The sequence below is a fragment of the Dyadobacter ginsengisoli DSM 21015 genome (genome assembly GCF_059568735.1).
The window spans coordinates 128,487-143,100 of sequence record NZ_JCANTY010000011.1; the positions used below are offsets into that span (position 1 = coordinate 128,487).

General features: G+C 52.2%; 11 protein-coding genes. All 11 read right to left on the reverse strand.

The window, feature by feature from the left end; genetic code table 11:
* Positions 1-24: 24 nt before the first annotated feature.
* Positions 25-1,305, reverse strand: coding sequence for an amidohydrolase/deacetylase family metallohydrolase (locus tag BP71_RS32885; protein WP_496385886.1), 1,281 nt, complete (start codon positions 1,303-1,305; stop codon positions 25-27).
* Positions 1,306-1,313: 8 nt separating this feature from the next.
* Entirely contained in the window at positions 1,314-2,525 is a 1,212-nt protein-coding gene (locus BP71_RS32890) for a selenocysteine synthase (protein WP_496385887.1), read from the reverse strand.
* Between the two features lie 20 nt (positions 2,526-2,545).
* On the reverse strand, positions 2,546-3,919 hold the full coding sequence (locus BP71_RS32895; protein WP_496385888.1) for a hypothetical protein: 1,374 nt from the start codon (positions 3,917-3,919) through the stop codon (positions 2,546-2,548).
* Between the two features lie 20 nt (positions 3,920-3,939).
* Entirely contained in the window at positions 3,940-5,733 is a 1,794-nt protein-coding gene (gene ggt / locus BP71_RS32900) for a gamma-glutamyltransferase (RefSeq protein ID WP_496385890.1), read from the reverse strand.
* Positions 5,734-5,744: 11 nt separating this feature from the next.
* On the reverse strand, positions 5,745-6,281 hold the full coding sequence (locus BP71_RS32905; RefSeq protein WP_496385891.1) for a RidA family protein: 537 nt from the start codon (positions 6,279-6,281) through the stop codon (positions 5,745-5,747).
* Between the two features lie 2 nt (positions 6,282-6,283).
* Positions 6,284-7,783: a M81 family metallopeptidase gene (locus BP71_RS32910; RefSeq protein WP_496385892.1), complete on the reverse strand. Its 1,500-nt coding sequence runs from the start codon at positions 7,781-7,783 to the stop codon at positions 6,284-6,286.
* A gap of 45 nt (positions 7,784-7,828) precedes the next feature.
* The gene (locus BP71_RS32915; protein WP_496385893.1) at positions 7,829-8,935 is read right to left on the reverse strand and encodes a bile acid:sodium symporter family protein; all 1,107 of its coding nucleotides are present in this window, start codon (positions 8,933-8,935) and stop codon (positions 7,829-7,831) included.
* Positions 8,932-9,795 (reverse strand): SMP-30/gluconolactonase/LRE family protein, encoded by an 864-nt coding sequence (locus BP71_RS32920; protein WP_496385895.1) that lies wholly within the window; start codon positions 9,793-9,795, stop codon positions 8,932-8,934. The genes BP71_RS32915 and BP71_RS32920 overlap by 4 nt, the downstream gene beginning before the upstream one ends.
* A gap of 68 nt (positions 9,796-9,863) precedes the next feature.
* A complete protein-coding gene (locus tag BP71_RS32925; protein ID WP_496385896.1) occupies positions 9,864-10,628 on the reverse strand; it encodes a carbohydrate-binding family 9-like protein in 765 nt (254 codons plus the stop codon).
* 188 nt (positions 10,629-10,816) lie between these two features.
* The gene (locus BP71_RS32930) at positions 10,817-13,141 is read right to left on the reverse strand and encodes a hypothetical protein (protein WP_496385897.1); all 2,325 of its coding nucleotides are present in this window, start codon (positions 13,139-13,141) and stop codon (positions 10,817-10,819) included.
* An 8-nt stretch (positions 13,142-13,149) separates the two neighbouring features.
* On the reverse strand, positions 13,150-14,586 hold the full coding sequence (locus tag BP71_RS32935; protein WP_496385898.1) for a neutral/alkaline non-lysosomal ceramidase N-terminal domain-containing protein: 1,437 nt from the start codon (positions 14,584-14,586) through the stop codon (positions 13,150-13,152).
* Positions 14,587-14,614 lie beyond the last annotated feature (28 nt).

Sequence of the window (14,614 nt, forward strand, 5' to 3'; positions counted from 1 at the left end):
ATAAATTACTACGAGGTAACACGTTCATCGCTTCGGAGGCAGCGGAATAGCGCGGGCGTTGAGGTCATATACGATCTTTCCGGCCTTGATCGTCAATTCGCATTCCAGTTTCTCGGAGCCTTCCGTCTTGTAACGGGCCACGTCATAGAAGCCGAACCTGCCTTTGCGGAGATTCAGAATAGCCACATCCGCGTTGGCTTCTTCGGAAATGTGGCCGAGTTCCTCACGTTTGATCGCACGGGCCGGGGCCCAGGTACTGGCGGTGATTACACTCACGAGATCCATCTTCAACGCCATGAATTTGGACATCACATTGAGCATGTCTTTCATGGCACCGTTCATGCTGCCGGTATGCAGGTCTGTACTGATTGTTTCAGGGTAAAAACCGGCCCTTGTCGCGGGCAGCGCTTGCGAATAAGTAAAGCTTCCGCCTCCATGGCCGACATCGAAAATCACACCGCGTTTGCGGGCTTCAACGACAAACGGTTTCAGTTTACCAGTTTCAATATCCACGATCGACTCTTTTGTTTCCAGTATCTGGCCGTAGGTATGGGTAAAAATATCGCCTGGACGCAGTCTCTTCATAAACAGGTCCTCGATCGACAATCTGGGTTTACTGCCGCCGAAATCGACCATTACCGGAATGTTCGCCAGCTTTCCGGCTTCCAGTGCACGGTCGACTGCGATAAAATCGGACTTGTGAAAGTGGGCAACCTTCACACCTACAATGTAATCCTTGTATTCGCGGGCGGCATTGGCCACCAGCTGCGGGTCCATAAACTTTACGTCTTGCTGATAAACGGAATGTTCGTCACCACGCATCCCTTCGCTCGAAATATTGACAAACGCCAGCACGCGCGTTTGCGAACGGTCGATAATATTCCTCTTGAACTCAGGGAATGATTTTGCTCCTGCCCCGCCGGCGTCAACGATCGTTGTGACACCGACGCGGAAAGTAAAACCATCTGGCGGAAGCGAACTGAACCCATTACTCAGGTCACCATCAGGTGTTGTACCCGCGAAAACATGGCCGTGCATATCGATAAGGCCCGGGGTAACGTACAGTCCGACCGCGTCAATCACTTGTTTACCCTCTGCTTCGGGAATATTTTTGGCAATTTTTCCAATTTTATCTCCCCGGATCGCTACATCCATCACGGCGTTGATTCCGTTTTTCGGGTCGATCACATGACCGCCTTTAATGATGATGTCATAAGTCTGCGCACGCAATGCAACCGGCACCGATAGGAGCAGTAATATAAAAAGCCTGATATTGTTCATGGGTCGGGAAGGGAAACTGTTCATATTTTGTATCATACTGATGCCTGGACGAGCTCCGCTTTGATCCGCTCTGCGACGACTTTTTCCTGGCCTGGTTTTAGCATAAAAACCGTCAGCCTGATATTATTGTCGGCTTCCCATGCGATCACTTCTATGGACGGCGTCCCTTTTCTGAGCTTCTCTCCCATCGTCTCCTTTGTTAACTTGATCTTTTTGTCATCCCAGGTGATACTCAACGAAGGTGTGTGATTGGCAACGGGTGGCAACACAACCTCCGTTCTTACGCCATTAATTCCTTTAACAGCGTTATCAATCAATGCTATTTTCTCTTCCCATATTTTCCACTCTTTGGCGTGATCGTGCTTCACGTATTTTTCCAATGCGACGTACATGCCCAGGATTTCCTCTTTGTTCACCTTTTGCCCTCGGCCGACGCCACTCCGCGGCGGCGCACTGAGGCGGGCAGCGGCGATAAGCGCTTTTTTTCCCATCAAAATCCCGGCACTCTGGGGACCGCGCATAGCTTTTCCACCAGAAATGCACACCAGGTCGAAGCCCATATCATTGTACTTCCAGAGGTTTTCGACCGGCGGCACGTCGGCTGCGATGTCAATCATCGTCGGCAGGTTATGCTTTCGGGCGATATCCAGCCATTCTTCATGGTTGATTTTACCGACCGGCGCTTCCCTGTTCAGGAACCAAAGCAGCGCGGTTTTCTCACTAATAGCCTTTTCGACTTCCTCACGCGTCTCCACCGTGACGATCTTCACGCCGGCATTGGTGAGTGCGAGGTGGTAGCCATTCGCGTGCGTCTTCTGCACGATCACCTCCGATTTCATGCCGGTATCTTCCAGAAAGGGCAGTTGTGCCACTTTTTTAGGGTCCATTCCCGTCAGCACGCCAGCCATCCCCAGCACCAGCGCAGACCAGCAGCCAGCCGTCACCATCGCAGCCTCCGCGTGGCAAATCGCCGCGATCTTCTCCCCGACCTTATCCTGCACATCTTCCAGCATCACATACTCCCCAGCCCCGGCCTGGATCGCCTCGAGCACTTCCTGCGGCATAAGCGACGCGGTCATGGAGGTATAATTTCCGGCTGCGTTGATGAATGTACGCAGACCCAGCTCCTTAAACAGGTCGCGCTTTTGTGGTGAAGCCGCCGTTTCGGCAGCAAGCATCTGCCCGGGCGCTACGCCCGCGACCGGAAGCACAGACAATCTTTTCAACAAATCCCGACGATGCATATGTTTTCGTTTTAGCGATTCTACTGCTTTTTAAACTTATCCGGAATAATGAATTCGTATCCTTTTGGCGGCCATGGGCCAATGCTCTGCCCGGTCGGCCTTGGAGCCGAAGGTATGATCGGTTCGTAGCCTGTCGCAGAATATTTCACGTTCAAAAAAGGCGTTTTCCACTCTTTGCCCCCATCAACCACCGACCTGATTCCCATGTCGATAATCCCGCTAGTGAGCAACGTCCGCTCTACCGGCCCCTGTGGCTTGCCCGATACCAGAAACTGCTGAATGTTTAATGTAAGATAACTGAAATGCGAGTAGCTCATGCTATTGTCGAGTACAAACTCCGTGGCCGCTATCCTGCCGTTTGTTCGGGCCGCGTACGCCCAGCCGGTGTTAACTAGCTCATCAAGCATCAGGATTGCCCCTTTCAATCCGTCGTTGTACCGGATCAAGATCGCCTTCGGGTCTTTTACGATTTCACGCATATTCCCCGTCGCTCGCCCCTTTATACTGTTGCATGCCGCTTCTACGAGGTCTTTAGAGATTTTTCCCGCATCAATGACCCGCCACACCGCATCACCGGTAAGGCCCTGCACACTGGCCACGCCGGTCTCGCCACCCGCGCGGCGTTCAACCATGCATTGCAGAATTTCCAGTACATGGAAACCGTATGCATCCAGGGAAGCGTATCCGATCGCCACCGCTTCGCTGATCCTGGTCCCCAGTGGGTGCACCAGCATCGGATCACGCCAGCAATATGGAAGTGACGATCCTGCCATCATAGGCGCCTTAAGTTCCTGGGCACGGTCGTAAACCCATTTGCTGTCCAGCCACGAATAAGCCAGGTGTTTATCGGAAAAAAGCGGCACCGACCGGTTGGAAGCATCGAAAACGCGAAAAACCTGTTCGAGATAATTCATACGGGGATACATTTTCACACCATTGCGGCTGTACGGATACTCGCCATGTTCTCCGATGTAGATCACCGCATCCACAGCCAGCTTATCTCCCCCGAGCGTCAATGCCTGGGCAATGGTAGGGTACATTGGCACATTATTCATTTTGGCAATCCTTACCCCCGTGTCATTCGCTCCGATCTGGTCAATCCACATGGACACGATCTGGACTCGCGGGGCCACCATGCCGTCGTCGGTCGGAATGCCTGCAAACAGCTTGGTAATAATAACATCCGCATGAGCGCTGTTACGGTAGATGTTCGCAACAACGGCAACGCGCTTCAATGCATTGGATGAGGGTTTTCCTTTTTCGGAGGAAATCACCGGGCCGGTCAGGTTGACAAAACCGTTGGGAAAAACTGCGGACAGCATCGAAAAGCTCGCAGCAGCACCGGCCGTTTTTTTAAGGAACTGCCGCCTTGGGGTAGTCGCTTCTTTTTTCATGATAAAGTGATCGGGAAAAGTTACCAGCCAATGGAATATCCATTTCTCCTCGGGTCGGCCCCGCCCATGAACCAGCCGGTCTGGTGGTCGATCGTGATGCCTTGTGCACCACCGACGGTCATGGACCATTCACCCAGACTGGTATCAAGCACGTAGCCCATGTTTTTGAGTTCCTGCAATGTCTTATCCAATATTCTGGTTTCGATAATCAGCTCCTTCGCGGGCACAGAGCCCAGTTCGTCCTTCCAGCGGAACCGGGGTGCACTGATCGCATCCTGGATATTCATGCCAAAGTCAACTACATTCATAGCTACCTGCGGTACGGATTGCAGAATACCGAAGCTGCCGGGCGACCCGACTATCAGTTCCGGTTTGCCGTTCCTGTGAAATTGCATCATGCCTCCGATGCACCAGCCTACTGCCTTTCCCGGAGCCACGGTATTGGCCTGCCCAGGTGTCAACGTCATCCAATCGAGCGCACTGTTGAAAACCACCCCCGTTTTGCCGGCCACATACCCCGACCCGAAACCGCCGCCATGCGTTTGGATGATCACCACCGCATTTCCCCATCGGTCGGTTGCCGACAAACTGGTTGTAGCATATTTATATTGGTCGGGAACCGAATTTTCGAAGGGGGCGGGTAACCGTTCGAGCAACGACTGCTTTTTCATATTCGCTTTCCGATCGTTGATACGGGCTACTACCTTCGTCCTTTGCCCAGCGATGTAGCTGTCCGACAACAGCCTGGCTACGGGTACATCTACGAATTTCGGATCGCCTATATATTTGTCCGTGTCGATGCGGCTGAGGTAGATCGCCTCCATCAGGTGCGCGAGGTATTCGGTGCTGTTGTGTCCCATTTTCCTGACATCAAACCCCTCCATGATCTTCAAAACTTGCAACTGCTGGATTCCCATCCCGGGAGGTGGGTTATTGTACACGGTATAATCATGGTATTTGACGGAAATAGGCTCCGCCCACTGCACCTTACCAGGCACAGACGCAAGGTCCTCCACGGTAATAAACCCACCGTCACGCTTAAATGCAGCGGCCATTTCCCGTGCGATCTCGCCTTTGTAAAAAACATCGATCCCTTCCTTCGCTATCCGCCGCATGGTTTTAGCGAGTGGCTTATTGGTAAAAAAATCTCCGATCTTGTATATCGACTTATCCGGTTTCAAGAAAATCGCGGCGGCTTCCGGATGTGGAGCGATGCGGTCGATGGTACCTTCCCACATTGCCTGGTCGAATTCGGTGATGGGAACTCCATTTTCGAGGTAATCAATTGTACTTTCAAAGACTTCCCCAAGAGACATGGTCCCGTAATCTTTGAGCGCACGCTCCCACCCTGCCAGATTCCCGGGGACCGCAGGCGTCCGCGGCCCGATCGTCTCCATTCCGCCGTGCCCGGCGCCATCAGCCAGTTTAGCATCGGTCTTCATCGCTTTCGGATCGAAATTCGCGGGAACCCAGCCTCCGAAAACGAGCGACCTCACTTTTTTATCTTTGGCAGAATAAAAAAGCATATAGCCTACCCCCGCTGTTCCGGACATGTAAGGTTCTACCGCGTTGAGCGACGCCGCGGTTGCTACAATAGCGTCGATGGCATTGCCCCCTTTGATCAGGATTTTCTGTCCTGCAAGGCTCGCCAGCGGATTGGCCGAAGCGACCATGCCAATCTTGCCCAAAGAGGCCGGCCGGAGATTGTTCTTCGCCACCTGGGCCGTAGCGTCATGCATGTTCCCCAATACCCATGCGCCCACGAGGCCAAACAGCATGATGTTTTTCAGGGTAGATTTTTCTTTCAATTTCATCATCGGACCCATTATTCTTTCAGTTCTACAATCATTTCTATTTCGACCGGGATACCCATCGGCAACGAACCCACGCCGATTGCCGAACGTGCATGCTTGCCATTTTCACCGAAAACAGCCACCATCAGATCCGAAAAGCCATTGATCACCTGAGAATGCCGGTCGAACGTCGGGACTGCATTCACCATCCCAAGCACTTTTACCAGTCTCTTCACCTTGCTGAGATCACCGATCTCGGCTTTCAGGGCCGATAGAAGAGAAATTCCAGTCAGCCTTGCGGCTTCCTGCGCCTGCTCAAAATTGATCTGATCACCCACTTTCCCTTTCATATATTCGCCATCCTCCTTAACCGGCCCATGGCCGGAAAGGTAAACCAGGTTGCCGACGCGCACTGCGAGCAGGAAATTGGCAGTCGGCTTGCCAGGCTTTTTCAATGTGATGCCCATCTCCTTCAGACGGGACTCGGGATCGTTGCTTTTGACCTGGGCGCGTACAGCGCCGACCAGCAAAATGGACACGATCAGCACAAAAACAGACAGCTTATTCATTTTCAAAAGTTATTTAAGGGAATAGGAATAGTATCAGGGTCTTCAAAAGGAAAAAGCGGTTTACGGCGGTTTTTATAGGTAAACATCGTCATATCCGCCTGGGTAACGCCGGGGCTATTAACCTGAATAATCGAGGGACAAACCGGCGCGTACGCTGCGATCGGTGCAATTACGCCTTTGGCGACGATCACGTCGAATGAGCGGGGATCGACGTTACAGGAGGTAAGCTGACCGAGGCTGAAAGGCGGCACCCTTCGCGAAGTAAGCATGATTACGCTGCCGTCGGGCCGCGCCACCACCACTGTCTTACCCATGGAATAATTGAGTTGCCCGCCATGCCGTGGATTTTCCTCTTTAAAATCGCCATCAGAGAGCATTAACAGGGTAACCACATATTCCAGATCTTTCAGCCCGTCCGGAGTTGTCCCTCTGATCGATAAATTGAAAGTATCACCGGGCCGGAAACCCGATGCAAGCTGCACGGCCGCAGGATCATGGATACACACGAAGTACCGAAGTGTACCATCCACCTCGAGGCCTTCGAGCAGGCAAACATTGTTGCCTGGACTGCCTCCACCGATATTATCGCCCATATCAAGCAGCAGAACGGGCTTCTCCCTGTCGGCGACCATACGGATGGTTGATGGAATGTCGTTTTTTGTCCCTACAAAAAGCGCCCGATTGGCAAGTATGTAGGCTTCCAGTTGCTTTCCCGTACGCAAAGCCAGTTCGGGATCGTTGTCGGAGACTATGACCAGCGAAGTCCCCATTTCAACGACATCGGCATACGGGAATCCAAGAAGAATGCTAACCGACAAAATACCTTCCGCTTGAGAAAGTTCGTGAGCAAGGGCGTAGAGGCTTTTACACGGTTCGTTGCTGGTAAACTGCTGCTCGATACTGATCGCAAGCGGTATCTGTACAAGGACTTGTTGGGGCCTGGTTTTCCCTTCCAGCATACCGACCAGAATTTCCGCTGCCGCCCTCCCGGTCTGCCGCTGATCTATGTGAGGGTTCTTCTTATAGGATACAAATGCATTTGCAGAAGCAGCCATCAACTGGCTGACGTTGGCGTGCAGATCGAGTGAACCCACAATCGGAACATCCGCCCCCACCCGGTTCCTTACAGCGCTGATCCAGTGACCATCCATGTCGGGAAAATCTTCGCTGACACCGGCACCGTGCGGTACAACCAGCACGCCGTCCACCGGCAACACATTTTCTAGCAAAGTAAGCATTTGCGTTTGCAGAAATGCGTAAGTCTCGCTGGAAACAGTCCCTCCCGGCGTGGCTTCCGAAAACACCACGGGTACCAGCTCCATACCGGCCTTATCAATGACTTCGATCATGCCTCCTACTTCGTGATGCGCATGCTGATACTCATTGCGAATATCCGGTCCGAGCAGGGAGTGCCCTTTTTGAAAGTCAGTCAGCGTCGTCGGGTCCTCGGCGAAGGTGTTCGATTCGTGGTAAATTCCCAGCAGGGCTATTCTTTTTGGCATAACAAAAACGGTTAATATGGCTTCCGACAGAAGCTTCACTAAAAATCAGATAGTCTGCTCTTTTTCGGCCATTTCTCTTGCTGCATGCCCGCTCCAGTACGAGGCGAGCACCGAGGCGGTCAACCCCATGAGCGGCCCGCAGATTGCCGATGCGAGTCCCACTGTGCCGATTTTGCCCATCACCTTCGCAATTCCCGAAACGAGTCCCGCATTCTGCATGCCGGTGGCAATGGCGATGGTGCGCGCGTCGCGTTCGTTGAGGCGGCACAACCTCGCGGCCAGGTATCCGAAAAAATAGCCCAGCAGATTGTGCGCGAGCACGACCAGTAGCAGCGTGAAACCGATATTGAGCACGCTGTCGCGCCCGGCAGCCATGATAATCGCCACGATCAGCGCGACGCCGAACATGGATACATAAGGCATTCCGGCATCGAGCCATTTGGCGCGTCCGCTGAGCAGCTTGTTAAACAATAGTCCGGCACCAATCGGTAAAAGCACCATTTTGATCATTCCCCACATCATCCCGAACACGTCGATTTCAATGAACCCGTCGGCCAAAAGTTTCATCAGCAAAGGAATCAGCAGTGGCGCCAGCAGGGTGGTGAGCGAGGTGACGGTGATCGCCAGGGCAACGTTGGCTTTGGCAAGGTAGGCAAACAGGCTCGCCGTCACCGACGTGGGCGCGCACCCCAGCAGGACAATACCCGCCGAAATCCCTGTGGGGAAATCGGTAACCTTGGCAAGCAAAAAGCCCAGCGACGGCATGATGATATACTGGGCAAGCACACCGATAATCACTGATTTCGGCGATTTCGAAAGTTCAATAAAGTCCTTGATGCCCATTGAAGAGCCGGTCCCGAACATGATGAGCTGTACCAGCGGGGTAATCAACACGGCGAGCTCGAAGCCGTTGACACGGGTAAACAATGTCGGGTAGTATAGAGCGGTGGTGGAAACGCCCAGTATAAACACGGTAAAAGCCAGGCCCTTCAGAAGCGGGATGCCCCGGAAACTGATCGACAAGGCTATCAGAAAAGTGATAAAAAAAGGCCCGGCGGAAGGTATCCTGCCTTTGAAGATCATCCAGGCGGTGATCAGCATGCAGACCAATGAAATGGCAAGAGCGACTTTGTAAAGTATATTTTTGCTCATTTTTTCAGCATTTTCCATTCACGGCCCGGATCTTCGACCCGAAATTTTTCCACATTCCCGGTGTCCTGCAATGTCACATACACAGTGCGGCCGTCTTCGCCGCCAAAGGCAAGGTTGCTCGGTTGCTTGCCGCCGACCGTCACTTCAAGCAGTACTTTTCCAGCTGGTGACACTTTGGCGACGGTACCCTTCCCGTGTCTGGTGATGTAGAGGTTCCCCCGCGAATCACATCGCATTCCGTCCATCCCAAAGTCTTCAAATTCGATCAACAGCCGCTTGTTGCTGATGCGGCCGTCGGCCAGATCATAGGCCCATACCTTCCGCTGAACGCTTTCATTCACGTACAAAGTCCTGTTATCCGGACTCACCTCAATGCCGTTGGTCGTGCCGGTATTGGCTTCCAGAAGCGTTATCTTCCCCTCTTCAATGCACCAGATGTTACCGGTGCCGTTCGCCCAATTGGGGTCGCTGGCATAGAGCCGGTTTTGGTCGTCGATTGCTATATCATTGGGTTGGTTCATTTTGGGCTCGTGCGCAAAAACGCTCACCTCGCGGGTCACCATCTCCACTTGCAGGATATTGTGGTTTTTATAATCTGCGATAAACATGCGCCCATCGCTATGAAAGCGAATACCATTGCCTACACTCCCGCCCGGCAGTTCTATAAAAATATTGCCCTTCCCCGCCGGAGTTACCTGCCCGATCGTCCCCTGTTTTTCAAAATTGACGGCATAAAGCGTACCATTCCTGTCCACCGCTGGCCCCTCCGCTCCCGAAGTAAAGCTATAAACGGGTGTAAACAGAACCGATTTGTACAAGTTATCGGCAGGTTGCGCGCGGGTATTAGAAACCGTTTCCAAGGTCAAAAGGGTTAAGAGTAGGAACTTCGTGATCGTACTGGCTGACATACTCGCTTTCATCGTTCACATTACTTAAAAATGAGGGTCCCGAAAAACTGGGGCAAGTGAAAGTTCGGCTTGGGGTTGTCTACATGTGACCAGGTGATCCAGTGCGGATTGGAGCTCTGGCTGGCGGTTTTGTAAAAATTAGCTTTCCACCTGACCCCCGGCGCGGGATAAGTCACATTCGAGAATTTTCCGAGCATCGCCAGCGGGATGCGGTATTCGATCGTCCAGGTAACCGGTTCGGAAATTTCGGGGTCGATTTTGGCCGGAAGCGAGTGAGCGATCTCTATCTGACGGATATCTTCCGCTTCCAGCTTCCGGAAACCGGTCCACGGTTTGGTAACGTAAAAAAGCAGGGGCGTGCCGCCCGCGTTCACTTCCAGGTTGAAGTACTTTTCAGGCAATGCCTGGTCGGGCGAGAAGAAGAGTTCTACGCAGGCGTCGCCGGAAACATTCTCGTTGTACTCTTGCACCACACTGCGCACATAGCGGTCTTTCACGCGAAAAATGGCATACACATTTTCATCGTCGTACATCATTTTGGCTTCCACCCCCGGCTTGAATTTCGGAATGGCGCCCATGTATTTTTCGATGACTATGGATTTCGTCTTTTTCCAGGCCGCTTTGTTCCAGTCCGCGTCGATTTTTACATTTCCCCGGGTGCGCACCACCTCGTAGGTGAGGGCGTTTTCGACAGATTCATCCGTCTTCCACATTTGCCCGCCAACAGAGGCAATGGCGGTGCAGGAGAGGCAGACATGTAGCACGAAGTAATTCAGCTTGATCATTTCCGGACCGGATTATATTTGCCAACAAAAGGTCTACACCATTATTCTTTCAAAGAATCAGGAATTACGACCAATATCGTTTCACATTTTCTGTTTCTGACAAAATTATATTCCTCGCCCGGCAAATTCTTGTACTATCATTCTTAATACTGATACTATCGTAGTGCGCAACTCGCACAACACCGCAGTTACCATGCCCTTTTCACAGCAGGAAGCCAATGGTCCAACAGGTCCCGGCAGTTAATCACTTTTTCAGCCAGGTCGTTGCAGACGTAGAAGTAGTGGTTGGACGCTTCGAATCCGAGCCTACTGTCACCGCCCTGCAACATAGCCATGCGTTTGGCAAGTTCAATTTCCAGCAGCAGTATCTCTTCAAGCTGTCCGGCCAATTCCATTTTCAGCTTTTTATCTTTTTCCAAAGCCAGCTGATCTCTGATCGTTACAAACATCGCCTGATTGGCAACCGTACTATAATGTATGGAAACCGTTTCGGCCACCCCGCATTCGTCTGCCATTGCCTGGCGCATTTGCGGGTTGAGCTGCATATCGGCAGTTTCCCGCCTCAGTTTAGTGAGTGCGTCTTTAAAACCATCAGCCACTTTCCGTAATTGCGATACAAAAACATCGACCGGATAATTGGCCCGCCAGCTTTTTACATCATCATACGCCAGCCCCACCATACTGGCCTTGTAACCCGTAGATTTTGACCAAAGCAGGTTAGAAGGCCCTGCCTGCAGAGGCGCCGAATACACCACGCCAACGTGGTAAGGAAACTCGCTGAAAGCTTTGCTATACTGCCGCCAGGCATCCGTAACGGCTCCCCCTGCGGCTCCATACCTGCGCTGCGCCACTTTCTGCATGGCTTCCAGCGGGGTGATGGTTTTGCTGCCGCCCATTTCTGCCACAATTTCCAGGTTTGGTGAAGGATAGCCGCCCAATGTCCAGCCCAGCAACAGCCCGTCCACCTGGGTATTCCGAAGGTTCTGGGCATGCGTGGCCACATTTTCCATAGCCGGGATATACGGTACTGCTGCGATTTCCCAGGTACAGCCCGCCTGGATTTTCGCTATCGTTTTCAACCCGTTTTTCCGGGCGATCGCCCAGTGCCGCAAAGCGCGCGGGCCTGGCCCTATAGACGAAATAGAATACTCTCCGACTTTGTTTTTAACACCCCCGCGACTAATTTCAAGGTCCCACTCGCTCACGCTCATCAGTGAAGCACTTTTGGGCAATGCATGAATAATTTCTTCTGCCCAGCCATTTTGCCACCCCCAGTCCCAGACAATCAACCCCGGGCCTTTTTTCTGTTTATACTTGGCCAGGCCTTGTTTTATACCTTTGAGATAAAGCTGGTTCAGTTCCGCAATCACCTCCGAAGGGCCGCGCTTTGCGCAACGCGGGCACTCTGCACCTTTTCCATGCGACCAGCAATTGGTATGGTTTTCGGATGCGGTGATAGAGAAAAATCCTGCCAGATCGGGAACACGGGCCGTGATCGTCGCCATCGAATCCACGAGGTACTTCTGCACTTGCGGATGGCTGGTACATAGTGACGCCTGATCGCCGATCTTCACGCCTTTCAGCTCCGGGTGTTTTTCAAAAAAAGCAAGCGGCATAAATCGCGGTTCATTGAGATACAGATAAATGCCGATGCCGTGTTTTTTAGCCTTTGCAACGAGTTTACCCAGATTTTCCAGCCGCTGCTCCCAATGCTCGCTCAGTGCCGGGTCCCAGTGAAAGGGTGTAAGCTTAGACAATACAATGTGCATCCAGGTTCCATCCATGCCCGATGCGGCCATTTGCGCCAGGTAGCCGTCAGGGTAAGGATCAATGTCCGGCTGCAAAAGCGGGTCACCAAAAAGGGCAAAATATGCATATCCAAATCTGGGAGCAAACCCCGAAGGCGATTGCTTCCCCGCATTTTCAGGTGCTTTCGAAAGGTCGGTTACAAACTGGAACAAGGGCTGACTATGCTGCGGCAAACCATCCCGGAACTCTTCGCTGATCACTTTGGACAGCCATTTTTCCCGCTCCTTCACCGCTTCCGTTGGAGCCCGGAATTGTACAGGTTCGCATTCCGGCTTGATGCTTCCGAGTTTGATATAGAAAAAATCATCCTCCTGCAAAGTGAAGGTCAGTTTCTCGTCTGTCCAGTCGAGGAGTTCAAGCATTTGCTCCCTGGGAAGCAGGTGCCAGTTGCGGCGGATCACAGTAAGGTAGCTCCGCTGCTCCTGGTCGGAAGTCACCGGTTTGGGTGCGGGCAAGCCCATCACCGAGGCAAGTTTGCGTATTTCTTCCGGACTCGTTTTCAAAACTTTGGACAACCTTTCGGTAGAAACCAGCCCCCAGTTTCTCCACAAAAAAGCATGCAGATTATCAGGAAAGTGGGATAAAGGCAGCGCAGGATTTGCAATATTCCGTCCGTTGGCGAATGTCAGCGAAGGATTTATTGCCAACAGACCGGCGGTTGCCAGCGTAGCAGATCTTAAAAATTCTTTTCGCGTAAGTGTCATTGTATTGCTCAGGGGTTGGCGCCTTTGAGTTTATCAAGGAGCTCAAATAAGGACTTTGTGATTTTTGTGGAAGCATCTACTTCCAGGTAACTGGATTTGGCCCGCCAGGTTTCATAGCCACCCAGTTTGTGGTGCTCCGGCGTGGGCAGGTAACCATTGTATCCGTTCGCCAGTGATATGCTGAATGTGGGTTTGAAAGGACTTCTTTTTTTGATATCGAGGCCAATTTCAACAAAAACCTCGCACGGTATGGCCGTAATCGCCAGGTCGCCTATGCGAAAAGCCTGAAGAACCAGCGGTACCTGATCGGGATAATCTTTGATAGCCATAGTTTCCCGTGCATAAATTTCTTCCATGGAAGTCATAACGGGCCTATTCGCCTTTGCAATAATATCCTTTGCCCTCGTCACCTCGCCTACATCCGGTTTCCTGACCCCAAGGGAAATTTCTTTCTGCACGCTCGTCAGCGATACCCAATCCTGGTATTTTATATTTTGATAAACCTTAAAAACCTCTGCTCCAATGATATTGGCGACCGACCTCATTTTTTCATAAGGCTTAACCGGGTGCGGTATTTTTCCTCCCCAATTGATATTATTAATGTTGCCGCTGGTACCGTTGGACATGATCGGAACAAATGGCGGATCCTGCCCTTCCACACCCACCATCTGCTGCATGCGGTTAGCAAACATTCCATAATAGTCGGCAGAGATCTCTCCCGGGCCCACTCCGCCCACATAATGCAGGGAATAATTCGCCAGCAGTGCAATAGGGTTCCCGCTAGCCGATTGGACGGATATCAACGGAATTTCAGGATCGACCGGCCCCGAAGGCTCCAGCAGATCAGGGTTTTCAATGCCCGGGTTCATTTTGACCTGGTCTTCTTTACCAAATGGATTCATGATCGGCTTGCCGGGCTTCATTTTCCAGCGCCGGTTAAAAACCTGGGTCGCCTCACTGCCGACACCCCAGCCGATACGGGCAGGGGCCAGATTGTGGTTAGCCCGTATCACCGCGTCGGCAATACGTTCGCTCAGGAATTTAACATAATCCTTATCGGGATCACTTTGAAAAACCGAACAGGCTGTACCGCCGGAATGGGTATGGGTGGCAGACATCATCATGTTCGCAGCCGGAATTTTGGTAACCTCGCTCGCACGCCTTTTCGCTTCGTCGATCACCTCTCTGGGGATCATACAAAGGTCCGACACCACGATAGCGAGACGGGTCTGCCCGTCGTCCAGCACCAGTCCGCGCGCATGCGTTTCGTCATGCACGCTTTTGATGGTGATATCCTGCATGCCGCCATTATTGGACGTGCCGATCTTAGGCGTGATGTTGCTCGTGGCCGCTCCCGCCCGGAAAACCTTTCCGGCAGAGGTCTGCTGGGCTTGAATCACCGGCACCCACAGCAGGAATGTAGCGGCAAAAATCAAATTTTTCATATATAAACAGGTTTAGGAAACACTCAAT

Excerpts from the sequence above, each read along its gene's own strand:
- BP71_RS32885 (WP_496385886.1), bottom strand. The coding sequence starts at position 1,305 with ATGAACAGTTTCCCTTCCCGACCCATGAACAATATCAGGCTTTTTATA.
- BP71_RS32890 (WP_496385887.1), bottom strand. The coding sequence starts at position 2,525 with ATGCATCGTCGGGATTTGTTGAAAAGATTGTCTGTGCTTCCGGTCGCG.
- BP71_RS32895 (WP_496385888.1), bottom strand. The coding sequence starts at position 3,919 with ATGAAAAAAGAAGCGACTACCCCAAGGCGGCAGTTCCTTAAAAAAACG.
- ggt (WP_496385890.1), bottom strand. The coding sequence starts at position 5,733 with ATGAAATTGAAAGAAAAATCTACCCTGAAAAACATCATGCTGTTTGGC.
- BP71_RS32905 (WP_496385891.1), bottom strand. The coding sequence starts at position 6,281 with ATGAATAAGCTGTCTGTTTTTGTGCTGATCGTGTCCATTTTGCTGGTC.
- BP71_RS32910 (WP_496385892.1), bottom strand. The coding sequence starts at position 7,783 with ATGCCAAAAAGAATAGCCCTGCTGGGAATTTACCACGAATCGAACACC.
- BP71_RS32915 (WP_496385893.1), bottom strand. The coding sequence starts at position 8,935 with ATGAGCAAAAATATACTTTACAAAGTCGCTCTTGCCATTTCATTGGTC.
- BP71_RS32925 (WP_496385896.1), bottom strand. The coding sequence starts at position 10,628 with ATGATCAAGCTGAATTACTTCGTGCTACATGTCTGCCTCTCCTGCACC.
- BP71_RS32930 (WP_496385897.1), bottom strand. The coding sequence starts at position 13,141 with ATGACACTTACGCGAAAAGAATTTTTAAGATCTGCTACGCTGGCAACC.
- BP71_RS32935 (WP_496385898.1), bottom strand. The coding sequence starts at position 14,586 with ATGAAAAATTTGATTTTTGCCGCTACATTCCTGCTGTGGGTGCCGGTG.